The following is a 23773-nucleotide window of genomic DNA, read 5'->3' on the forward strand; positions in this document are numbered from 1 at the left end:
CCGATCCATCCATGGATCACTCGGATGGTGGACCTTCCGTCGTGTTACCGACCTGGCTCACTTTCTTGAAAGCTAATCACCTCCAAAGTTTGAACCTTGAAACAGCCAAATGGCTCCAGTTTCGTCCTGTGTGAAGGTTAGCGAACCATCCAATATGATGTTTGATATGTCTGCCTCAAGCGGAAAGCGTTCCACAGTTGGATTCTTAAGGCCAAAGACTGGGGCTTCATGGCATCAAGAAATTTGGTTCAAATGAAAATGCAATTGCACGAAAGGTCTTGCGAGACATTTTAGTGAATGACCGCTGAGCATAGGCTGATCTACGAATTGCGAAACCGAAGCCGACGCTGAAGATCAGTGATCATGGTGGCCAGTTCTGCCGGAGGCTTTGCCAAGAGTTCTTCATCGTCACTTACCGCGTCACCTAGCAACTCTTGATAGCTTTGCACCCGCCCGGCTAGCTTGCCTTCCTGACGGCCTTCTATTTTGCCTTCCAGTTTGCCTTCCTGTCGGCCTTCCTGTCGGCCTTTCATTTCAGCAGCAGCGATCCGCCAAGCTTCATCCAGCTTTGCTTTCTCGCGATCGTCATAAATTTCACGGTATTCCGTTTTCATTTGAATCTCCTCGACCGTATCGATCACCGTTTGGAAATCTGGACTAGGGAAAAGTTCCCGCAATCGCTCTGGACTATAATTCTGTGCGTTTCGGATCAAGTAAATCCAGCGATCGATTGCCGTGGCGCAGCCTAATTCACTTTCGCTCACATTATACTTGGGAAGCTCTAAGAAGTGAATCTCAAGCGTCTGCTCCAGGATTCGACCGGTCTGGCGATCAGTCAACTGAAACCGATGATGTTTGACCAAGTCGTTCCGCCATAGGTAGTCATCTAGCAGACAGATTGCAAAAACTGGACAAAGCTCCGCATATTTGTGGCCTTTCTCCAACTGCCCACGGTACAGTGCACAGCCATAGTAGGTCATGCGTTTTTCGATAGCTATGGTGTTCGCCAGTTGCATTTCGATGTTGAAGTAAGCACCGCTTGCATCTCTGGCCTTTACATCCAAGATTGAGGATTTGTCATCTGGGAACTTCTGCAAGTCAAATGGGTTAAGAACCTCCAAATCAACCACATGCACATGAGGATTTAAGATCGCGTTGAGCAGCGAGATAAGCGGTCCAACTTGGTTTTCGTTACCAAAGGCCAGCTTAAAAGCAAAGTCAATTAGAAGTGAAATCCCAGTGGCTGATGACATGATCCCGAGTTGTTAGGGCGAAACAAAATCACAAATCCGAGCTAGCCGTAGTCTGCCATTCTATCATGACCTACTTTGTCTGTGTTCTCATCCGTTGCTTTAGGCTAGTGCGACTTAGTTGTGCGCAGTTTGAGAAGGGATCGATGTGCTGCGTAGGCCGGAACAAGCAAAGCAATCCTGCGCCGGAACATCGGTCGCTGTAAGGGAGTAACGGTGACTGACTCATCGATGCGTTGCGGGTTAGCTTTGCGCAGTTCCGGCAATGGGCAAGCGCGACCTTGTTACCGGCCTACGACTAAACGCTCAAAACATCACAATCCGCTCTAGATCTCCAAGAACATACGCGTTGGATCTTCAATGATCTCTTTGATGGTGCGCAAGAACGTGACCGCTTCGCGACCGTCGACAATGCGGTGGTCGTAGGACAATGCCAAATACATCATCGGGCGGATGACCACTTGGCCATTCTCTGCTACAGGACGCTCTTGGATTGCATGCAGTCCTAGGATCGCGCTTTGAGGAGGATTCACAATCGGCGTCGACAGCAAAGAGCCATAAATACCGCCGTTGCTGATCGTAAAAGTACCGCCTTCCAGCTCAGCAGGCGATAGCTTGTTTTCCATGGCCATTTTCGAGAAATCGCCGATCGACCGTTCGACTTGAGCAAACGTCATGTTCTCGACGCTGCGCAGGACGGGGACAACCAGCCCTTTTCCACCACCAATCGCAATGCCAATATCACAGAAGTTCTTGTAGACGATGTTGTTGCCCCGAACTTCTGCGTTGACCGTTGGAAAACGCTGCAGTGCTTCGCTGGCCGCTTTGCTGAAGAACGACATAAAGCCAAGCTTCACGCCATGCTTTTCGGCAAACGCGTCTTTGTATTTTGAGCGCAGAGCCATTACCGGCCCCATGTTGACTTCGTTGAACGTGGTCAGCAAAGCCGCGTCGTGTTGAGCTTGCACCAAACGCGTCGCGATCGTCCGTCGAATCATGCTCATTGGCTTGGCTTCTTCGCGGCGTTCTTTGCCCGCTGCGGCGGTCATGCCTGTAGAATTCGGTTGGGACAACCCCTTTTCAAGCACGGGAGTTTGGGCCGGTTTCACTGGAGCGGGAGCTTTTGGTTGATCCAAATGCCTTGCCACGTCTTCTTTGAGAACGCGGCCACCAGGGCCTGAACCGGCAACCGAACCGGCTGGAACGCTGTGATCGGCCATCATACGCGCCGCTGCTGGCATCACGTGGCCGCCAGAAGCTCCGCCGTTACCTGTTGATTTACTTTCGGCAGCGGGCTTGCTTTCGCTGGCTGGCGAAGCGACAGGTTGAGTTGGCGAGGCTTGAGCCGGCTTTTCCGACTCCTCCATCATGCACAAAATATCGCCGACACTGGCGAATTCTTCAGCCTGCTTCACAATTTTTTGAATCACGCCGGAAACGGGAGCCGGAATCTGTACGGCCGCTTTTTCGGTCTCTAATTCAACGATATCGGTGCCGCTGGCAACCCACTCACCCTCTTTTTTTAGCCAAGTTTGAACTTGGACTTCCGAGATGCTTTCGCCAACATTGGGCACTTTGACTTCGATCATATTCAGTGTCTAATCTTTGGTAGGATCAATGAACCGGTCCATCAGTGAAAAGTATACCAATCGAGCGGTAAAGGGTAAGACGTACCCGGGATGGTTCTGCACTGAAGATGGTCACATCCGGCTGACGCCCCCTGCATATCCGTAATATTGAAGATTTTCGAATTTATGACCAAGATCGAAAGAAATCCAACTCGCCCAGTGCGAATCGGCTCCATCACTGTCGGTGCCAATAATCCAATTGCCGTGCAGAGCATGACGGCGACCAAAACGACGGACGTACCGGCCACCGTGGCGTTGGTCAACGCGTTACACGCCGCTGGTGCGGGCGTCGTCCGCATTGCCGTGGATAGTGACAAAGATGCGGAAGCTCTTGCGGAAATCCGAGCTCAGACCCAAGCGAACTTGTCGGTCGATTTGCAAGAGAACTATCGCTTGGCCCTGAAGGTCGCTCCGCATGTAGACAAGATCCGCTACAACCCTGGCCATTTGTACCACCACGAACGCGAAAAGCCTTGGCAGGACAAGGTTCGCTTCTTGGTCGACATCGCGACTAACCACGATTGTGCCATCCGAGTCGGAGTCAATTGCGGCTCGGTCGATCCGGCTCAGAAAGATCGCTTCGATGCCCACGATTCGATCGGTCCGATGATCGCATCGGCCACGGAGCATTGTGAGTTGCTGGACAAATTGAACTTTACGCGCTATGTCGTGTCGCTCAAGGACAGCGACCCTAGCAAAGTGGTCGAGGTCAATCGCCGTTTTGCCGAACTGCGTCCAGATGTGCCGTTGCATTTGGGCGTGACCGAAGCCGGCATGCCTCCGGAAGGCATCATTAAGACGCGGATCGCATTTGAACAATTGATCGGCCGCGGAATTGGCGACACGTTGCGAGTATCGCTGACCGTGCCCAATTCCGAAAAGTACCGTGAAATCGAAGCGGGCAACGAGATCATCGACGACATCTACCACGGTCGTCTGCGAAGCGTGGTGGCGTTGGATCCTAATCGCTTGAACATCATTTCTTGCCCAAGTTGCTCGCGAGTGGAAAACGAAGCGTTCGTGGAACTGGCTCAAGAAGTCAAGAAGATGACGGAGTACGCGGCAGAGTATTCCATCACCATTGCCGTCATGGGATGTCGCGTGAACGGTCCTGGCGAAACAGACGACGCGGATCTTGGTTTGTGGTGTGGCCCGGCCAAAGTGAACTTGAAGCGAGGCACAGAAGCTTTGGGCGCATATCCATATGATGAGATTCTCGCACGGCTGCGAGTTGAACTGGATGACTTAATCGCCAAAAAGAAACTCGAGCGAGCTCATGCCTGATAACTCCATGCTATTGCACTTTGTCGTCACCGCGATTTGCTTCGCAGCGATCGCAGGACTGCTGAGTGCTTGGCTGCAACAATTGTTTGGCACTTATCTCGCCGGACTTACTGCAGTAATTGGCATGATCGCCGCAATTATCGCGGGCCAGTACTTGGACCAAGGGCTCTCTTTGCCGCCGGAGCGTGATTGGCATTCCATAGCTTGGCTAGTGTCCGTTGGCGGACTGGTGCTGGCGACTCTTCCGTTTCGCTCAGCCCGAAATCCGGTGCCAGCTCTGCTGATGGCAGCGTTCGCTTGGCTAGGAACCAAGTATTTGTTCCCGGCGGTCGAAAGTGATGAACTGTTCGATCAATGGCGCATCTGGTGGACTATAGCGATCCCGCTTAGTGCTTTTGCGAACTGTTATCTGCTGCGATGGGTGAGCACGATCGACGGCGGGCGCGTGTGGAGCGTTTGGGTTCTAGTCGCTCAGTTCGCAGCGATCTCTGCCGCGCTCATGATGACCTACGCCACCCTTGCTGCCGCGGCGATGGCTTACTGGGCAATCGCGATTATCCTGGCGATCGCCAGTTCGCTGAGCGTTGGGTTGGCTCGGCGCTGGCGTCCGAGCGGTGGCATGGAAGCAACACCAGAAAAGCTAGGCGTGCTTACATGGATCGAAGTAACGCTGGCACCTTTGTCACTGGCGGCGATTCTGCTGGTGGCCAGCTTTCGTAGCTACAATTATGGCATGAACCCTGGCTGGATTAATTTCCCGCTGTTGTTCCTGCCAGCGTTGGTAAGTGCCGTGGACTGGTTTTTTATGCGTGAAAAGCGCTCGTGGCTACGCGCATCGGTGGCAGCGACGCTTTCAATAGCCCTGGTGCTCGCGCCGATCATTGCGATGGCCATCAGTTCCAGCGGTCAGGACTACTGACGCGCAGCGTGGACTTTGACGCGCAGCGCGGACTTTAGTTCAGTCGGCTGCAGCGGGTTGTTCGCCGCGTGGGTCAAGGAACTTTGGGAAGTGATCTTCCACGACCGCATAGAACTCTTGCGGCGTCGCAACATGAGCGACATGCGTTCGAAATGCTCGAGCACCATGTTTGCCTTGCGCGTAGCAGCAAGCGAACTTCCGCATCAGCAAAGTGCCTTTATCAGGTCCGAAACGCTCGACGACCATCTGATAATGACGCAGCATGCACTGCCGTTGCTCTTCGAGTGTCGGTTCAGGGGGAATAGGTAATCCACGCAGTGCCGCCGCAGCTTGAGCGAACAGCCAAGGCTTACCCAGCGCCGCTCGAGCAATCATGACACCATCGACACGATAGCGTTCAAACGCGGCCACGACCGCTTCAGGTGAACTAAGGTCACCATTGCCAATCAGCGGCATATCACCGACGACATCCTTGATCTCCGAAATGCGATCCCAATCTGCACTGCCTCGGAAAAAATCTTCTGCCGTGCGGCCGTGAACTGTCAATGCCGATGCACCAGCTCGTTTCACAGTCTGGGCAACTTGCAGGTGATTCATATTGTCGCGCGTGCACCCCAAGCGAATTTTAGCGGTCACTGGCGTCGGATAGCATGCTTCTACCAAACGCGAGATAATCTCATACATACGGTCAGGATGACGTAGTAAATAACTGCCGCTGTGCGCCTTCTCGGTGACTTGTTTCACTGGGCAACCGAAATTAATGTCGACCACGCTGACCGCATATTCGGTTGCAAGTCGCTTTCCAACTTTCGCCATCGTGTCGGGATCATTGTCCCAGATTTGGACGGCCAGCGGACGAGCTTCGCTGGCCACCCCCCACAAGCGGTCGGGGTGTTCGCAGTCATGTTCATCCAGCCAAACGAAGCCGCGTGCGTTCACCATCTCGGTCGCTTGCAGGCCAGAGCCGCCGTAGTCGCGGACGATTTGGCGGTAGGCGTAATTGGTGAAGCCCGCCATCGGAGCTTGCAGAATCGGCGGATCGACTATGACATTGCCGATGGAGAACGGAGGGGCGATTGTTTTGGTAGTGGTTTCCATGGCCGATAGCATAACAAAATAAGCTAGGAAGTTTAGGCGGTTTTCCGCTGGCTTTCTGGCGTCAGTTTGATCGTTGCAAGCGGAATTTCCGTCAAGCTTTACCTAATGCGACTCAACTTGAACGATTGATTAATCCGATACTACCAGCACAACCGAAAAGTGTGCAATAGACGGAACCAGTTTGGATAGTGGCCTGAGGGGGCCTTGCTGGTGCCGGTGTAGTATCGCACGAATCAAGCCCATGCGACGGTGGAAGGTTACTATGGCGTTGTTAAAACAAACATTACGCATGCTGGTCCTTGCAGCGATGGCCACAGCTAGTTCTCTAGGCTGGGCTGATCAACCCTATCATCCGTTTGCAGAGCCGATAAGTTGGGATCCTGACTGGCAGTTCTTTGCTCCAGTCGATATCCAAGAGATCGAGGATCAGTCGGCTCGTCAACGTGCGAACTACGGTTGGTACTTGACCTACGACCGCGTCCACATCGGACTGGATCGACCAATCATCGAGCCTAACAGCAATACGTTCGACCGGGGTTGGGGAAACCTATGGACCTTCGGTGTCATGAACGAAAATGACAGCGGCTGGGATTTTCAGTTCCTGAGAATTACAGGTCCAAATCATTACGAGACCGCCAGAGCTATTCGCGTCATCGGTCTAGCAGACAGCTCTACCGGCGACCCTTTGGATTTTCCATTGTTGGCCGAACGCTACGAATTTGACCCCGGGTTTGGTGACGGAACATTTATCATCCGGGACAGCTTGAACGTGGCTTCACTGGGCAGCTTCGAAATCAACAAGAAATGGCGTCGTTCGCCTTATCAGTTCGGTGGATTCCTAGAACCACTGGTCGGTATCCGCTACATGGACTTCACCGACCGCAACGTTGCCGACGGATACTCTGGCTTTCAGGATATCGCAGGTAACAACTTTGAAGTTTTTGATATCAGTGACATCATCAATAAGAACCGGATGTTGCTGGGGCAAATCGGCTTCCGCTACTTCCGCGACATGGGGCGGTTCCAAGTTTCATCCGAAGTCAAACTGTTGGGCGGTGGCAACTTCCAATCGGGATCAGTTGATACGCGGCAATATACCTTCGGCTACACTGACGGCGACGCAGATCCAGACATTATCTTCGAGCCATCATTCCGACTTACCAATTCGCCTGGACTTGAAGACAAATTGCTAGCCGGTTTGGATGCACGAGCTCAACTGTCCTACAATCTGACCCGCAACATCAACTTCCGATTTGGAACCTCAATGTTGTACATCGGAAGCGGTATCGCTCGCGGTAGCCAAATCCGAGGAAACAACCCGACCTTCACGGACCCACCAGCATTCGGACCTTCGGCAAGCTTTGTTCAGCAGAACTTAGTCATGCCAGGGATCAGCTTGGGTGTGACAGTCAACCGTTAAGCCCAACCGCTGACCGGTTAATTAAAAAACTTCGAACGCTGGAACGGAAACGTCCCAGCGTTTTTTCGTTTGATGTTGTGCTCAACGCGGTTAAACACTGCCGTGCTGGTTCACTTAACCAACCGTGCTGGAGCTAGTTAAGATCGGATACATCAATGCCAAGACAATGAACATCACGACCATCGCCAGCAATAACAGCAATAGTGGTTCTAACAAACGCACGACAATTTCCAATCGCCGATACGTTGTCTTCTCCAAGCTATCGGCGATCTGCGTAAGCACGTTGTCCAACGAGTTCGACTCTTCGGCAACCGAAATCATTTCCGTTACCGTCGCCGGAAAGTGTCCGCTTCTCTCAAGAGGCTTATAAAGTCGCTCGCCAGAGGTCACTTCTTCAATGGCCACACTTACGGTTTCGCTTAAGATTTGATTGGCCGCCGCATGCCGACTGATCTCCAAGGCACGCAGCAAAGTGACTCCGTTCGCCAGCAACGTCCCCAGTACGCGGCAGAAACGAGCGACCGCTAGATTGAGGAATACCGGGCCTAGCAAAGGTGTTTTGATTTTGATGGTGTCCCAGCGGCGGGCGCCTTCTGCCGTACCAAAGTATGTTTTCGCGCCAATCACAGCGGCGGTCCCAGCTATCAACAACATCCACCAATAGCTCTGCATAAAGCTACTCATCGCTAGCAAGAGCGTTGTGGCCGATGGCAAGGTTCCGCGCTGGCGCATGGTTTCAAAGATCGATTCGAACTGTGGCACAAAGACCACCAGCAATACGACCACAATGATAAAGCCAATCAACGAAATGAAGGCGGGATAGGCAAGCGCGCCAATCGTCTTGCCTTTCAGTTCTTCTTGCTGCTCAATAAACGATGCGATGCGTTCCAGCGCATCTTCCAGGAATCCGCCTTCGCTGCCCGCTCGCACCATGCTGACCGCAATGATATTAAAGATCTTCGGGTATTTTGAAAATGCATCGCCCAGCGATTCACCGTCTTCGACGCGTGCTCGAATCTCTTGCAACACATTCTGCAAGGCTTGTGAACCAGATTGCTGCGAGAGAACCGTCAAGGCTCGCATCATCGGCACGCCACTGCGCAGCAGCGACGCTAGTTGCGAGTAAAAGGCCACCATCTTAGTGCCGGAGACGCGGCCAGTTGAAATCGTGACGCTGGCTTTCCCACTGGTAATCGAGACAGGAAACAACGCTTTGGCCGCGATCTGAGCGGCGGCTTCCTTAGCATTCCCTGCAGCGATCGATCCCGTTATCTTTTTGCCGCTTTGGTCGCGTGCTACGTATGAAAAATCAGGCATGGGTTATCCGATGGCGTCGCTCTTGGTAACTCGAAGCACTTCCTCGATGCTCGTGATTCCGTCCAAACATTTTCGCCATGCATCCATTCGCAGCGTATTCATGCCATCCTTCAAGCCTGCTTGCTTGATTTCAAAACTGCTTTTGCGATCATGAGCCAAGGCCCGAATCGACTCTGTAGTCACCAGCAATTCATAGATACCACGACGACCAGAGTATCCAACGCCGCGGCAAGTCCTGCAACCCACGGGACGATAGATTGGCCTATCGGCCAGTTTCTCCCACGGAAAATCTGCAGGCATATCACTTGGATTAGGAGCGTAGGGCTCTTTGCAACTATCGCAAAGCTTTCGGACCAGTCGCTGCGCCATAATACCTTCCACCGTGCTCGCAACCAAGAACGGCTCAATCCCCATATCCACAATACGCGTAAAGGCACCCGCGGCATCGTTGGTGTGCAACGTGGAAAATACCGTGTGACCGGTCAACGAGGCTTGAATGGCATTTTCGGCCGTTTCCGCGTCACGAATCTCACCGACCAGCACAATGTCAGGGTCATGACGCAAGATACTGCGCAACGACGCAGCGAACGTCAGTCCAATTTTGGGGTGCACTTGAATCTGACTGATCCCCTCCAATTGATATTCAACTGGGTCTTCGGTCGTGATGATTTTATTTTCTGGTGACTTGATTTCCAACAGTGAGGAATACAGCGTTGTCGTTTTTCCGGAGCCCGTGGGACCTGTCACCAGAATAATTCCGTGCGGCAAGCGGATAATCTGACTGTAGATGTCGAAGATTTCCTGACTCATCCCCAAGTTGCGAAGGTCAAACTTCATCGCACCTTTGTCCAAGATACGCATGACCAAGCTTTCGCCGTGAATCATCGGTATCACAGACAATCGAATATCGATCTCACGACCGTGAACGCGTAACTTGATGCGTCCGTCTTGAGGAAGCCGTTTTTCGGCAATGTTCAAGTGCGACATGATTTTTAGTCGCGAGATAATCGCCGCTTGAAAACGATGAATCTCTTGGGGAACCGGTTGAGTATGCAAAATACCATCAATACGATAGCGAATGACCAGCCCACTGGCCTGAGATTCGACATGCACGTCACTGGTGCGCAAGTCGACTGCCTCAATCAAAATTTCGTTGACCAGTCTCACCACGGATGCTTCTTGAGCCTGCTCGCTCAGTTCACTGCCGTCGCCTTGGATTTCTTCCAGCAGTTCTATGTCGTCATCGCTTGCTCGAGCAGCGATCAAGCCTTCAACTGTTTCCGATCCGACCCCCAGATGCTTTTTGACCAGTTTGGCGATCTCACCGCGTTCTGCCACGACGGGGATAATCTGGCGATCGGTCGCAGCAGCGGCCTCATCCAGTGGAAACAAATCCAAGGGATTGGACGTTGCGACCACAATCGCATCACCTTCGGTACGAATCGGAAATAGCGAGTGACGATAGATCAGCTTTTGCGGAAAGATGGAAAGCAGGCTGAGGTCGGCACTAACGGTTCGTAGATCAACGAAATCAAGCCCAACTTCTTCAGCCAGCGCCGTCAGCGCGGCTTCTTCATCCATGATTCCTTCATCAATGGCCGACTGCATTGCAGCGATCCCAGTATTGCCACGAGCAAAACGCTGCATCGTTTCTGAATCGATCAGGCCCTTTTTGACTAAAATATCAGCAACATGGAGCGACATACACTGGTTCCCAAAGGATGTTCAAAACAATTCCTGCAATTTGCTCGTTCTTTCATCTTAATTGATGAACGCAAGTTGAATTCGAATTCATCGTCAGTTTGTCGACAAATTAGAACGAGAGGACGATAGCTAAGCCAATAGCGACCTAGCTGTGAATAGTTATCACGCCCGAAGCGGATTATAGTCTAACGACCTTGCCCTCTAGCTCCGCCGGCTCCAGCGCCTCCGCGATTGCCCGCACCAGCACCACCTCGATTTGCTCCGCCTGCGGCACCACGATTCCCCCCGGCGCCGCCACCGAAGCCACCTGCGCCGCCGCCACCAAAGCCGCCAGCACCGCCGCCGAAGCCACCAGCCCCGCGACCTGCTCCACCACCTTGCTGCAACTGACGGAAGAAATCGGTACGTTGCTGAATATCGCGTTGTGAAGGTGCTGCGTTTTGTCCTTGGTTCGCTTGGCCAGGTTGGTTCGTCTGACCTGCGACATTGGTTTTCGCTTGAGCTCCCAGGACGGACTGCAAAGCACTTTGCAATACGGTTGCATTCATATTGCCGCCCAGTTGGACCACTTGCACATCTTCTTGGGAGTCGATGGAACCTTGGTCAATCATCTCCACAAAAGACTTCACTTCTTGGAACAGCGAGTTAGGTCCGGTGACAACAATTGCATTGTTCCGAGCGTCTACGCTGATGCTCATTTTCTGCTCTGGCATCTGCGCGGCTTGACCGCCACCGCCACCGCCAGCTCGACCACCGCGCCCGCCACCTCCGCCGCCACGTAGAGCCTCAATGAACTCTTGCGGCGAGGGCTGGCGATTGCCACCGCCGCCACCAGCACCACCACCGGCGGCTGATTGAGTCAGCTTGGTAGAGAACGCTTCTTTGACGATATTGGCCACTTCCGCTGCATCTGCATAAAGCACGGGAATAATCTGTGGACGCCCCATCGTTTGCACTTGAATTGGACTATCTTCCAAATCGATGATTGTCAGCAATTGGTCGATCAGTTCGAGGTCGGCAGCATTTGCATGTACGATCAAATAGTTCAAACGGGGATCGGGAATAATGCTCACTTCGCCAGTAGCCAATGGAGGACCGCTGGTGGTCGTCGACCCTCCGCCGCCGCCCAAAAGTCCGCCTAATAAACCACCACCGACGCCACCCAACATATTGGAAGCAACGTCGCCCAGCAGACCGCCGCCACCGCCGGAGGTTGCGACCTGACCGGACATCGCTTGCTTGATCAGTTCAGCAGCCGACGCTGCAGGAACATACCGTAGATAAAAAATGGTAGGTTCCGTTGGCGCACTGGCCATTTGCTCGTTGATGAGCATCGCCATTTGTTCGAACTCTGCCAGCAGTGCGGGATCATCCGAGGTAACGATCAAACCATTGGGAGTTTGAATAATGTCGATTTGTCCTTCGCCAGATCGCTTTGGAGCATTCGAGCCAGAAGGTTCTTCCGCAAAGACAATGTCACTCAGAGCCCTTTCATCCGACTGGACTAACTTTCCCACGGGAGTTGCCTCGCCCTCACCAGACTCGGACATCCAATCGCTGTGGATCGGACCGTTCGCAGCCGAAGGTTGCTCTTTCGCACCTTCGTTCTTTGGCCCGGCGGCCGGGACCTTTGGTTGGACTGCAGCCGGCTGTGTCTCCGGTGGCAATGGCCCCGATCCTAACTGCATGCGTTTTGTGGTAGAAGTCTTTGTCTCTAGGTCCACACTTGGCGTTCGTACGTTGATCTTGGCACGCTTATTTTGTGCTTCAAACAGCAACTGCATTTGTTCGACCATACGATCAGCCGACTTGCCAGTGCTTGGATAAAACTTCACTTTATCCCCCAGCATGCTCATGTTCGGGCCGTTCTTTTCGATCTCGCTGATAATGTTGCGAACTTGCTCGACTTGTTGCCGCGTGCCCTTGACCATCAATGATTTAGCATACGAGTCGCCGTATAAAACCGGCGCGTTAGAACTTGCAGCGTCACCGGTGCCCGAAGCTTTACCCAGCAGTTTCTCCAAGGTGGTGATCGCGACTTTCGGATCTAGTCGCGTCAGCGGGATGATTTCGAATTTAGTCGCATTGCCACCAATTTCAGCGAGCGTTTCCGAGATCAAATTCTGTTCGGCCTCGGGAGCAGACGCGATAATGCTTTTCGAAGTTTCATCCATTCCCAAACGAATGTTAGGCGTACCAGCCAACAAAGTTTGCAAAACGTTCATTGCCGTGTTGGGGTCACTATTAACGATCGGATGCGTCTTAATGTACGGTTGCTGGACCTGAACACTAGCAGAGCCAGTACCGCTTGGAGCCACATCCACTTTCGCGATGACTTCTTTCAAGATTTGAATCTTGTCGGCTGTACCGCTGGCGTAGATCGTATTGCCAAAGGTATCCGTGGAAATTGTGATGCCTTCACCCTTGTTTGCCGTATCGGTTAAACCAAGATGCCCACGAGCAATCGCAAGGACTTCTTCTGCCGACACATGCTGCAATGGCATACTGGCGATCTTCGTCGACTTCATTGGATCTGGATTCTCGACGCTTTCAATCATGTCGCGAATCATTCGCAAATTACCGCCAGTCTCCACGACCAAAATCTGTCCGGCTGCGGACATCGAGATAACTGACCCTTGTGGGCCTATCAATTGCTTGATTTGCGTTTCAGCCTCAGCAGGTGTCAGCCGAGACAATCGAAACAGACATTTGACCAATTCAAACTCGCCACGCTGGTCCAGTTGTTCTGGCGGAACTAATTGAGCCAGCTCGCGAATCAAGCCGCGGGTGACTTCTGCCGATTCACCGCTTCCCAAGTCGACCACCATCAGCGTGCGTTGACGCCGAACCAAAGTGTATCCTTTACCCAACAAGATGCCGTTCATAATGTCCATCGCCTGCGCGACCGAGTACTTCTTAGGATCGCGATAGGTGAACGTGCCTGTAGGAATGGTATCCAATTGCAAACTTAAATCTGCTTCGGCTGCAATCCACTTGAGCACAGACGCCCAATCCGCTCCATTAGGGAAGTTAATAACAAGGTTCGCTTCGTCGGCTTCTGTCATTGGCCGAGCGGAATTGTTCGAGCCATCGCTCTTGGTGTCCTGAGCAACTGCCGCAGTGGTATCCACCACAGAGGCCGCCATCTCGACGACCTCTGCGTTGGACGCAGATTCTGCGACCACCGAGCGTGGGGAATCGTCCGCGCTGCTAGCAACCTGAGCATTGGATACGGTAGAGCTGGCGGCGAGTGCAGAGGGGTTACCTCCACCCGACATTGCTTGCCAAGTTGCAAACTGGGCGTTGGTCAGTACTTTACGTAAGCGGCTTTGCATCTCCGACTCGACGCGATCCCGCCCTACTTCGCGTAATAACTGAATCCGACTGGAAAGAATCGCTTGAACTTGCTCTCGCTGACCTTCACTCAAATCCAGTGTTTCGGCCACCGAAGGCTCTGCCAACGATCGCAACCCAAGCCGATTGAGTCGCACTTGTTCCAGTTTGGAACGCTGGGAGACGGTTAGCAATTTAAAAGCTTCTGACTCTAACGCGGCGATTGAATCTCGCAAAAGCTGCTGTCGCTCGTCGACCGGAAGATCTCGTTGCCGATCCGCGATATCGAGGATTTTTGATTCTTGCTGAACGATTAGCTGGTTCAGTTGCTTGAGCTGGTCTTCCGATAGCTCGAGAGTTCTCGCGACCGCTGGTTCGACGGCGTCCGCTAAAATTCCGACCACCTCGGGGTCTGCACCGAAGGCGTTCCAGCCAGAAACAGCAACGGCCAATACGAGAATCGAACGAGCGGTGGTTAGGGCAAATGTTTTCATGGATACCGGTTTTTTTGTAAGGTTCCACCCAACGGGATATGGATTGGAGCTTATGTTCGTCAGGTTTTCCGACTTCCGAACGCCTGCAGGACTACCTCCTGCATCTTAGTTCAAAGCGGATTGGAACCTGAACACAGTTCACTGGAAGTTGTTTCGTAAAGAATTCATACTGCCGTCAAAATTAGATTAAAGGTCGCGAATAGCGCTGTTTGAAACACGATTTTCTTCAAGAAAGGCCTAAAAGTCCACACCAACCCGGAAATATGGTCTCGGAATTCATCGTTCCAAGCTGGTCACTGGGGCAGTTTCTCAATGAGAAGGCCTTTGCCAATTTGGCATTGGCATGTATTCTGCAAGAGCTATTCTGCTACTTGAGAATTCGCCGATTTGGTGGAAAGCTTGCCGATGAAAGTTGGCGGCCGAAGCTTGGTTGCGAGATTCGCAGAAGAGAAATGACGTTATGCCTGTCCCTGGAATTGGGGCGGGTACATCAGATTTTTTCGACCCGGGGGCGTTTTGGAATCGACCGGATAAGTTGAAGAATTTGGTGGCGTGTCGTGGTTGGTCGGTTGGCCACGTAAAAAGCCGATCAAAATGTAACTGCAGATGCAAATCTAGCACTGGCAGCCTAATTACGGCTACCCTGACACCCGGAGCCAGTCGGAAGCACCGGAATGTCAGTCGCAAATCCGAACCGCCACAATTCATGCTCGGCACGCTTGTGGTTAAATAAGTTTCGAGATAGCCTTGCAAAGCAGCCCGTCGATGGCGGCCGCGTAGGGCGATAAACAATTAATGTCGACTACACACGTAGAAGCCTATTTGGAAGTATCACGGGACGCGGGTTCAAACCCCGCCGCCTCCATCTAAAGCTGACTTGCGAGAAATCGCTAGTCAGCTTTTTTTGTGTATCAGCGCACCAATCCTACTGCGACTGGCCACAAGATCCTGCTTCGCGTCGCAACTCGCTTCTCAACGACATACTCTAGCAAGAGATGCAATAATCGACCGGACAAGCCGGTGAGCATCAAATTTAGAGAGGGAGAAGCGAGTTGTTCTTGTTCCGGACTACTACTTGCGAAACTAGGGGCCGATGAAGGCTCGATTGAGCAGCGGATCTTCCACCAAGATGCGTTTCAATCGCTCTCGCTGCGTTTGCTCTGACAGAATTGTATAATACCCGGGCTTAATGCTGGGCGCTAAATCGATTGCGTGCAACCATTCGCTCATGACAAATGGTTCGCGGTAGATGACATCCCAGAAACCGGTCACTTGCAAAAGTTCCGAGATACGCGCGGTGTGTGCTTGGTGCAGTTGGCTGATCATGTAAGTCGCCACGCCGACTTGCAAGCCGTGCAGTTTTGGTTGTGCGGAGATTTGGTCTAACGCATGCGAGATCAAGTGTTCGCTGCCGCTGGCCGGGCGCGATGATCCACACATCGCCATCGCGAGCCCATTCATCAATAACGCGGTAGCCAGTAGTCGCATGCCCTCCAGATCAAATTCTGGGTGACTGATAAAGGCGTAGATCGAACCGTCAGATAAGAGCGTTGCGAAGTCATTGACTGGTTCGCCCAATTTGTGAAAGGCGAGCTTCCAATCGGCAACGGCTGTGAATTTGGAAACAAGATCGCCGATGCCAGAGAGTGTAAGTATCTTTGGTGCTTGTAAGCACACTTGAGTATCGATGATAACTGCAAATGGAATCGCCGAAGGCAACGAATGTCGTTTGCCTTGGACAACCAAGCTGGATTGCGGACTGCAAAAGCCATCGTTGGAAAGCGAGGTTGGTACGGCATAGTAAGGCAGTCTAGCTAAATGGCCAACGTATTTTGCGACATCTAACGCCTTTCCTCCACCGATACCTACAATCGCGGTGGCGTCCTTTAAGTCTGCGCTTAGCTTAATCGCGTACTCATGCGACAAGTCATCCACTTCGACCCATCGAACCGCCATGATAAAACTATCCGACAATGCTTTTTGAACGCGGTGGACTAAGTGTTCTTTGAAACCTGCGCTCATCAAAACGGCGATGTGCTGGTGTTGTCCGCGTTGCAAATAGATGCCAAGCCGATCAAGAGCGCCGGGTTTGACGCGGACCAAGGTCGGGATTGAAATTTGAGTGGGCTGTATCATGAAGTCAGGTTTCCAAGATCGCTTCGGCAATATCGCTCCAGGTCCCATAGGGTTGATAAACAAGCTGCTCTCGATCCAAAGCGTCGGCCAATGCTCCGCGAGCGAAACGCAATTCTTCCGTCACCAGTTTAGCGGGTGCAATATCCGGGAGGCCATCGCCAGCGTAAGCGACTGTCCTTCCCTGCTCCAACATGGTCCGGACAATCTTCGCTTTGTCAATTCCGAGCTCGGCCGAGTAGTAGGGAGAGTCTTTGGGTTCTCGCATCAGCAGCCCTTTTCCCTCAACGAATTCGCCAGGATTTGCGTGCACTTCCATCTCCACTTCCGCTTGATTCAGCAGCAGATCGATATACCAAGCGCAGCCAGCCGAAGCGACCAAGATCTCCCAACCACAGCTCCGCAGTCTTTCTACACTTTGCCTCAAGTGTTCGTCGGGTTGCATTTGAGCAACGATCGACAAGACCTCGCCGGAGGTGGCAGCGATATCTGCAAAGTAGCGACGTAAGCCTTCAAAATGCGTGATGCGACCAGCTCGATATTCCGCCCAATGGTTTGGACCGTTTTTTGGTAATAGTTGTTCGATGGCCAGCAAGTAAAAATCGTGTCGCGTGATGGTACCATCAAAGTCGGTTACCAAGACTTTGTTGCTGTTCATGAGGGCACTTTCTCTTGGAGCATATAGATCACTATAGAGGAAACGTATTGGTAGTGGTTGTCAATAGATATTCAATTGGCTAAAGCTTGGGAGGAATCTCAGGCAGTACCGTGCGGCTAGTGTGCACATGGTCGCTACTAGAGTGTGCGATGTTTAAGATCGACCGATCGATTGCGCAGGGTTTTCGGTTATCGCTCGAATCCCACTTTACCAAAGAGCTTACGTCGTCATAATCGACCTGACGTACCGAGTTAGACTACTTGAACTCAGAAACAGGATGGGATTATCCAGCATGAATGCAACTTCAACCAAGTCCTGGCATGCGGTCGAAGCCGATGCTGCTCTTGAAGCGTTGGGCAGCAACCGGGATGGGTTGGCCGAACAGGAGATAGCTTCGCGGTTGAGTAAGTATGGTGAGAACCGATTGCCGCAAGCCAGTCGGCAAGGTCCTTTAATACGTTTCTTGTTGCAGTTCCATAATGTCTTGATCTATATCCTGTTGTTTGCTGGATTGCTCAAAGCAGGTCTTGGTAAATGGGTGGATGCAGGAGTCATCTTTAGCGTCGTGATCATCAATGCCATTATCGGTTTTGTTCAGGAGGGCCGAGCGGAGAAGGCGTTAGACGCTTTACGCGAGATGATGTCGCAACGTGCCACGGTACGTCGTGGTGGCAAGAAGACAGAAATCGATGCGGAACAACTTGTGCCTGGCGATATTGTCTTGCTTGCTTCAGGCGACCGTGTGCCCGCCGATCTGCGTTTGATCGAAGTGCGCGAGTTGCAGATTGATGAAGCGATGCTTACTGGCGAATCGGTGCCAGCGCAAAAGAAGGTAGAAGGAGTAGACGCGGGCGCGGATTTGGGAGATCGAGTTTGCCTAGCGTTTTCTGGCACATTGATCACTTCCGGCCGCGGTATTGGTGTCGTAGTCGAGACTGGAGGCACCACGGAGTTGGGCAAGATCAGCACCTTGGTCGGCGAGACCTCGGTGATCTCGACGCCATTGATTCAGAAGGTGAATCGATTTGCACACATTCTTGCGATGGTTATCGGTTTGTTTGCTGTTCTAACGTTTGGCATCGGTTACGTTGTCGGCGGGCAGGAGCCGTTGGAGCTGCTTTTTGCAACGATTGCACTTGCGGTTGCCGCGATTCCAGAGGGCCTGCCTGCGATCATGACGATCACGTTGGCGATGGGTGTGCGGCGAATGGCTCAGCGCAATGCGATCATACGACGTCTGGCGGCTGTTGATACCCTCGGTGCTTTGACCGTAATCTGTTCTGACAAGACGGGAACGTTGACCAAAAATGAAATGACGGTGACGTCGGTTGCATTAGCAGACGGCGAGGTAGCGGTGACGGGGACGGGGTACGCTCCGACAGGTACTTTGCAGCGAGCTGGTGAAGATCTGGATGTCACAGAGATGGCTCATATGCGTACCCTTGCGCTTGCGGCTCTGCTGTGCAATGATGCTGAACTGGTAGAAGAGTCTCAGCGATGGCAGACTCAGGGCGATCCGATGGAAGGAGCTTTACTAACTCTCGCTGCAAAGTCGGGCTTTGATGCTTCGAAAGAGCGGCTCACGTGGCCCATGTTGGACACGATTCCTTTTGAGTCGCAGCACCGCTTCATGGCTACCTCGCACACCTTGCCCTCACCTGGAGCAGTGAGTGCGATTTCTACCGAGGCGGTGGCCTTTGTCAAAGGAGCTCCGGAACGATTGCTTGATTTCTGCTCTTATCAACTGAATGGAAATCAAAAGGAAGCGATTGACGTTGGCCAGTGGCATCGCCAAGAAGAGGCCATGGCGACTGAAGGCATGCGTGTGTTGGCCCTCGCGATGAAAGCGATCGATTCGCCAGACGGAAAGATGAGTTTCGATTTCGTTCAGTCGGATCTTATACTGCTAGGATTAGTGGGGATCATTGATCCGCCGCGCGAAGAAGCGATTGAATCGGTTCAAGTGTGCCAAAAGGCTGGAATTCGCGTCGTGATGATTACCGGAGATCACGTCCTAACAGCCCGAGCGATTGGCAAACAGTTGCGAATTGGCAATGGGTTGAAGGCACTTAGCGGTCAGGACCTGGACGGTTTAGATGCTGCCGGGCTGAAGGACGCGGTGGCGGATTGCGACGTGTTTGCACGCGTCAGTCCTGAACACAAGTTGAAGCTGGTGGAAGCAATCCAATCGCACGGCCAAGTTGTTGCGATGACCGGGGATGGAGTCAACGATGCTCCTGCATTGAAACGCGCCGACGTCGGCATTGCGATGGGGCTGAAGGGAACGGAAGTTACCAAAGAAGCGGCGGAGATGGTGCTGGCTGACGACAACTTTGCATCGATCAAGAAAGCGGTCGAGGAAGGTCGAACGGTCTTTGATAACTTACGCAAGTGCTTGCTGTTCATCTTGCCGACCAACGGAGGCGAAGCGTTAACGATCTTCGCTGCCATCTTGCTGGGGCGAACTTTGCCGCTGACGCCAGTTCAAGTTCTTTGGGTCAACATGGTTACCGCTGTGACCTTATCGTTGGCATTAGCATTTGAGCGACCTGAGGACAATGTCATGTTGCGAAAGCCGCGGAAGCCTGGATCGAACTTATTGAATCGTTACTTTTTGTGGCGGATTGCCTTGGTGTCGCTGATCATGTGTGTTGGTACATTTGGTGTTTTTGTGTGGGCTCGTGACCAAGGCTACAGTTTAGAGTTGTCGCGGACGTTGGCCGTCAACACGATCGTGCTGTTTGAAATGTTCTACCTGTTTAATTGCCGCTTTCTGACAGCTCCCGTGTTAAGTCTTCGCGGGATGTTTGGCAGCGTGCCCGTGCTAATATCGGTAGGGTTAGTAATTGTATTGCAATTGCTGTATACGTATCTTCCGATATCTCAATCGTTATTTGGATTGGAGTCGGTATCCTTCTATCAATGGTTATTGATCATCGCGGTATCCAGCAGCGTGTTGTGGCTTGTGGAGCTAGAGAAGAAGCTTGTCGGTCGCTACAACGAATAAAAGGTTGCAATAGACTTCGCTTGCAGCGAAATCTGCCTTCGATTGATGGACGCAGATCGGTAGTTAGGCAACTGCTCAGAATAAATGTACTAACGGACATTTTTGTCCGTTGAAGTATCGACGGACTTGGACGTCCGTCGTACGGTACTCCGATTTCGAGCGATTGCTTTACAGACCTGCGAAGGCTTGGTCCAGGAGTTCTCGCTGCTCGAGCTTGTGAGCACTGGCCGAGCCCGTGGATGGACTAGCGGATTCCGCTCGCGAGATCAATCGCAACGGGAAACGTTGGTTGATCAAATCGCCCAAACGAACTTTCACATAGTACCAGGCACCCATGTTGGTCGGCTCGTCTTGGAACCAAACTAAATCGGTGCCATCCGCATACGGCTTAAGTGCGGACACCAAAGCCGAAGTTTGGAAGGGATAGAATTGTTCAATACGAACTATCGCGACGTTCTTGCATCCAATCTTGTCGCGTTCCTCGACCAAGTCATAGTAGACCTTGCCCGTACATAAAATGATTCGCTTGGTCGGGTCACTTGCAGGTCGCACGTCGGGAATCACGCGTTGGAATTTTCCGTTTTCGAGATCGTCCAAAGTCGAAACGCATAATGGGTGGCGCAAGAGACTCTTGGGAGTCAGCACAATCAACGGTTTGGCCCAGCGTGATTTACACTGGCGACGCAACAGGTGATAGTACTGGGCGGGTGTTGATGGCTGAGTGACCTGCACGTTGTCTTCGGCGGTGAGCAGTAGGAAACGTTCCAGGCGAGCGCTGCAATGCTCAGGGCCTTGACCTTCGAAACCATGCGGCAACAACATGACGAGCTTCGACAGTCGTTTCCACTTGTCTTCTGCACTGGTGATGAACTGATCAACGATGACTTGAGCGGTGTTCCAGAAGTCGCCGAATTGCGCTTCCCACGCGACCAAGCCCTCAGGGTAGTCTAAGCTGTAGCCGTAGTCGAAACCGAGCACGCCGGCTTCTGAGAGCGGCGAATTGATGATTTCAATCGCTGCCTTTTGATTTGGCAAATTGGCAAGCGGTGTATAGGTTTCGTTGGTCACCGTATCATGGAGAACGGCGTGGCGCTGGGAAAATGTCCCACGTTGGCAATCTTGGCCTGACAAACGTACTGGGTGACCATCTTGCAGCAGAGTCGCGAATGCTAGTGATTCGGCGGTTGCCCAGTCCAGCGGCTTATCGTTGCGTCCCATATCGCGTCGTTGTTCCATAAAGCGATTCAGCTTTGGAACAATGTTGAAAGTCGGCGGCACGGTGGTTAGATTTTCGAGCAGTCCTTGGAGAGCCTTCTTGCTGACAGGCTCGACTGTCTGAGCAACTTCGGGCTCGGGCCCACCAAAAAATCCGGACCAATGTTGAGCCAAGCTTTGCTGGTCGGAAACAAACTGCTCATTCTTGGCTGCTTCAAACTCGCGGCTGAGCTTTTCGTTTCGGACCTTGTCGATCTCTTCTGCTTCCTCGCGTGTCAGTTCGCCCATTTGAAGCAGTCGCAGCAGATAACTTTCGCGAACGCTCTTATGCGAATCGATGACCGAGTACATTTCTGGTTGAGTGAACCGAGGTTCGTCGTTCTCGTTGTGGCCTAAACGACGGTAGGCGTAGAGGTCGATGATGACATCACGTCGGAATTTCTGGCGGAAATCCATCGCCAGCGCGACGACTTGAGCGACCGCTTCGGGGTCTTCTCCGTTGACGTGGAAAATCGGGCTTTGCAACATCTTGAAGACGTCGGTGCAATAAGTCGAACTGCGACCTTCGAATGGCTCGGTTGTAAAGCCGATTTGGTTATTGATCACAATGTGCAGTGTGCCGCCCGTTTGATAACCGGCCAGTTGCGACAAGTTAAGCGTTTCTTGGACGATGCCTTCGCCGGCGAAAGCCGCGTCACCGTGGATCAAGATCGACATCACTTCTTCGCGTTTGCTGTCGTGCATGCGGTCTTGTTTGCCGCGGCATCGACCCAACACCACGGGGTTGACGAATTCCAAGTGGCTAGGGTTGAAACACAGCGATATGTGGATGCGGTTTCCGCTGGCAGTTAGCCAGTCGCTGCTGTAGCCCATGTGATATTTCACGTCACCACCGCCGCGAAACATCTCAGGGCGCGGGTCATCGAAGGACCAGAAAATGCTTTGGGCACGCTTGCCCATGATGTTTGCAAGCACGTTCAATCGTCCGCGGTGGGCCATACCCATCACGACGCTTTTGACACCATGATCGCCAGCTTTCTCCAAAGCTCGGTCAAGCAACGGGATCAAGCTTTCCGAACCTTCGAGCGAGAACGTTTTAGCTCCCACGAATTTCTTTCGGACGAAAGATTCGAAGATTTCGGCGTCCGCTAGTCGCTGGTAAAGTCGAACTTGAGTGGCCCGAGTCAGCTCCAGTCGGTTCTCGGTGCTTTCCATGCGCCGTTGCAACCAGTCACGGATGTTGCGATCGTCGATGTGCGTGAACTGGGCACCGATACTGCGGCAGTAGGTGTTTCGTAGCTTTTGCAGGATATCACCAACGGTGCGGCCATTGGTATATTCGGCGGTTGGTGCTGCAAATGGGCGGTTAAGGTCTTCCTCGGAAAGCCCATAGGCCAGGGCATCGATCTGGGTTTGCCCTGCTCGTTTCAAATCAAGCGGATCGACGCGAGCCAGCAGGTGTCCGCGGACGCGATACTCGCGAACCAATTGATCGACGCGTTCTTGCATCCGCGCCAACCACAGTATTTCATCTTCTTCGCCAGTGGTTGCGACTGCCGAATTCCCGGCTGCCGTCTGCCGCTGGGATGCCAAAGAGAACTCCTCAAAATACTTTCGCCATTTTTCATCGACGCTTTGAGGATCTTCTACATACTGGACGTACAGGTCATCAATGTAGTCCAGGGAATAGGTGTTCATGTTGTGTTGCGTTTGCTGTGTTGTGACTGCGACGTTGATATCGCTCTGAATGTTGAAGTAACTCCTTCTACCTCAATTCAACCGGATCACCAAAACATCTAATTGGTGGGAGGAGGATCCGCGCGACGGTCGAACAGTAGATTCTTACCATTGAGTATAACGACAGGGAAAATTTGTCGCATAGACTAATTCGCCAACTTCCGGCGGTTTTTCCCACGTTTCTACACCGGGATTCCAATCTCCAGACACTGCTGTGCGATCCGCACAGGGTAGGTCTCCAGCATCCGCTTTTTGGTCACGGTGTTGCACCCCGTCTCCAGCTCATACTGCCAACCGTGCCAAGGGCAGGTTACGCAACCGTCTGCTACGAAACCTTTAGCCAGTGGGCCACCCTGGTGTGCACAAACCGAGTCCATGGCGAACCAGCGGCCAGCATCCTGGAAAATCGCAATGATCCGCTCGCCGATGACAAACTCCGTCGCCGTTTGAAGCTGCAATTGCTCCAAAGTCCCGACGCGCTGCCATTTCACATTCTTGGTTTCGTGTTCCATATCTACTTACTCCCAGTCTGCCATCTAGCATAAGGTGGAACGATTCCATTGAACTGATCCCTCA

At 52.5% G+C, this 23773-nt stretch carries 14 protein-coding genes and 1 other RNA gene; 5 read left to right on the plus strand and 10 right to left on the minus strand.

The genetic code is table 11. From position 1 onward, the window contains the following. Window positions 1-320 precede the first annotated feature (320 nt). The gene (locus SH302x_RS09630) at window positions 321-1253 is read right to left on the minus strand and encodes an Rpn family recombination-promoting nuclease/putative transposase (protein ID WP_479368515.1); all 933 of its coding nucleotides are present in this window, start codon (window positions 1251-1253) and stop codon (window positions 321-323) included. Between the two features lie 323 nt (window positions 1254-1576). Next, a complete protein-coding gene (odhB, locus tag SH302x_RS09635) occupies window positions 1577-2839 on the minus strand; it encodes a 2-oxoglutarate dehydrogenase complex dihydrolipoyllysine-residue succinyltransferase (protein WP_479368516.1) in 1263 nt (420 codons plus the stop codon). A gap of 153 nt (window positions 2840-2992) precedes the next feature. On the opposite strand from odhB, the gene ispG reads away from it, so the two are divergent. Next, a complete protein-coding gene (gene ispG, locus SH302x_RS09640) occupies window positions 2993-4162 on the plus strand; it encodes a (E)-4-hydroxy-3-methylbut-2-enyl-diphosphate synthase (protein WP_479369258.1) in 1170 nt (389 codons plus the stop codon). Next, a complete protein-coding gene (locus tag SH302x_RS09645) occupies window positions 4155-5081 on the plus strand; it encodes a hypothetical protein (RefSeq protein WP_479368517.1) in 927 nt (308 codons plus the stop codon). The genes ispG and SH302x_RS09645 overlap by 8 nt, the downstream gene beginning before the upstream one ends. 39 nt (window positions 5082-5120) lie before the next feature. Here the strand turns inward: SH302x_RS09645 and dusB are convergent, their stop codons facing one another. Beyond that, entirely contained in the window at window positions 5121-6179 is a 1059-nt protein-coding gene (gene dusB / locus SH302x_RS09650) for a tRNA dihydrouridine synthase DusB (RefSeq protein ID WP_479368518.1), read from the minus strand. Between the two features lie 262 nt (window positions 6180-6441). Here dusB and SH302x_RS09655 point away from each other — a divergent pair, with 262 nt between their 5' ends. Beyond that, window positions 6442-7599 carry a BBP7 family outer membrane beta-barrel protein gene (locus SH302x_RS09655; RefSeq protein WP_479368519.1) on the plus strand — a complete coding sequence of 386 codons (1158 nt, stop codon included), beginning with the start codon at window positions 6442-6444 and terminating at the stop codon, window positions 7597-7599. Window positions 7600-7713: 114 nt separating this feature from the next. Here the strand turns inward: SH302x_RS09655 and SH302x_RS09660 are convergent, their stop codons facing one another. The 3 genes from SH302x_RS09660 to SH302x_RS09670 all read right to left on the minus strand — a co-directional run bounded on the left by SH302x_RS09660 (window position 7714) and on the right by SH302x_RS09670 (window position 14447). Further along, on the minus strand, window positions 7714-8916 hold the full coding sequence (locus SH302x_RS09660) for a type II secretion system F family protein (RefSeq protein WP_479368520.1): 1203 nt from the start codon (window positions 8914-8916) through the stop codon (window positions 7714-7716). A gap of 3 nt (window positions 8917-8919) precedes the next feature. After that, window positions 8920-10620 carry a GspE/PulE family protein gene (locus tag SH302x_RS09665; RefSeq protein WP_479368521.1) on the minus strand — a complete coding sequence of 567 codons (1701 nt, stop codon included), beginning with the start codon at window positions 10618-10620 and terminating at the stop codon, window positions 8920-8922. A gap of 185 nt (window positions 10621-10805) precedes the next feature. After that, a complete protein-coding gene (locus SH302x_RS09670; protein ID WP_479368522.1) occupies window positions 10806-14447 on the minus strand; it encodes a secretin N-terminal domain-containing protein in 3642 nt (1213 codons plus the stop codon). A gap of 507 nt (window positions 14448-14954) precedes the next feature. Between SH302x_RS09670 and ssrA the strand changes: the two genes are divergently transcribed. Beyond that, window positions 14955-15315, plus strand: a transfer-messenger RNA (tmRNA) gene (gene ssrA / locus SH302x_RS09675). A gap of 215 nt (window positions 15316-15530) precedes the next feature. On the opposite strand, the gene SH302x_RS09680 is transcribed toward ssrA, so the two are convergent. Beyond that, a complete protein-coding gene (locus SH302x_RS09680; protein WP_479368523.1) occupies window positions 15531-16583 on the minus strand; it encodes an iron-containing alcohol dehydrogenase family protein in 1053 nt (350 codons plus the stop codon). A 4-nt stretch (window positions 16584-16587) separates the two neighbouring features. Continuing rightward, window positions 16588-17238, minus strand: a complete 651-nt coding sequence (locus tag SH302x_RS09685; RefSeq protein WP_479368524.1) for an MtnX-like HAD-IB family phosphatase — start codon at window positions 17236-17238, stop codon at window positions 16588-16590. A 292-nt stretch (window positions 17239-17530) separates the two neighbouring features. Between SH302x_RS09685 and SH302x_RS09690 the strand changes: the two genes are divergently transcribed. After that, window positions 17531-20245, plus strand: coding sequence for a cation-transporting P-type ATPase (locus tag SH302x_RS09690; protein WP_479368525.1), 2715 nt, complete (start codon window positions 17531-17533; stop codon window positions 20243-20245). Between the two features lie 168 nt (window positions 20246-20413). Here SH302x_RS09690 and SH302x_RS09695 read toward each other — a convergent pair whose 3' ends face one another. Then, window positions 20414-23209, minus strand: coding sequence for a 2-oxoglutarate dehydrogenase E1 component (locus SH302x_RS09695; RefSeq protein ID WP_479369259.1), 2796 nt, complete (start codon window positions 23207-23209; stop codon window positions 20414-20416). A 170-nt stretch (window positions 23210-23379) separates the two neighbouring features. Then, window positions 23380-23709 (minus strand): Rieske (2Fe-2S) protein, encoded by a 330-nt coding sequence (locus SH302x_RS09700; RefSeq protein ID WP_479368526.1) that lies wholly within the window; start codon window positions 23707-23709, stop codon window positions 23380-23382. Window positions 23710-23773 lie beyond the last annotated feature (64 nt).

Source organism: Njordella calcicola (assembly GCF_056494125.1).

Excerpts from the sequence above, each read along its gene's own strand:
- SH302x_RS09630 (WP_479368515.1), bottom strand. The coding sequence starts at position 1,253 with ATGTCATCAGCCACTGGGATTTCACTTCTAATTGACTTTGCTTTTAAG.
- odhB (WP_479368516.1), bottom strand. The coding sequence starts at position 2,839 with ATGATCGAAGTCAAAGTGCCCAATGTTGGCGAAAGCATCTCGGAAGTC.
- SH302x_RS09645 (WP_479368517.1), top strand. The coding sequence starts at position 4,155 with ATGCCTGATAACTCCATGCTATTGCACTTTGTCGTCACCGCGATTTGC.
- dusB (WP_479368518.1), bottom strand. The coding sequence starts at position 6,179 with ATGGAAACCACTACCAAAACAATCGCCCCTCCGTTCTCCATCGGCAAT.
- SH302x_RS09655 (WP_479368519.1), top strand. The coding sequence starts at position 6,442 with ATGGCGTTGTTAAAACAAACATTACGCATGCTGGTCCTTGCAGCGATG.
- SH302x_RS09660 (WP_479368520.1), bottom strand. The coding sequence starts at position 8,916 with ATGCCTGATTTTTCATACGTAGCACGCGACCAAAGCGGCAAAAAGATA.
- SH302x_RS09665 (WP_479368521.1), bottom strand. The coding sequence starts at position 10,620 with ATGTCGCTCCATGTTGCTGATATTTTAGTCAAAAAGGGCCTGATCGAT.
- SH302x_RS09670 (WP_479368522.1), bottom strand. The coding sequence starts at position 14,447 with ATGAAAACATTTGCCCTAACCACCGCTCGTTCGATTCTCGTATTGGCC.
- SH302x_RS09680 (WP_479368523.1), bottom strand. The coding sequence starts at position 16,583 with ATGATACAGCCCACTCAAATTTCAATCCCGACCTTGGTCCGCGTCAAA.
- SH302x_RS09685 (WP_479368524.1), bottom strand. The coding sequence starts at position 17,238 with ATGAACAGCAACAAAGTCTTGGTAACCGACTTTGATGGTACCATCACG.
- SH302x_RS09690 (WP_479368525.1), top strand. The coding sequence starts at position 17,531 with ATGAATGCAACTTCAACCAAGTCCTGGCATGCGGTCGAAGCCGATGCT.
- SH302x_RS09700 (WP_479368526.1), bottom strand. The coding sequence starts at position 23,709 with ATGGAACACGAAACCAAGAATGTGAAATGGCAGCGCGTCGGGACTTTG.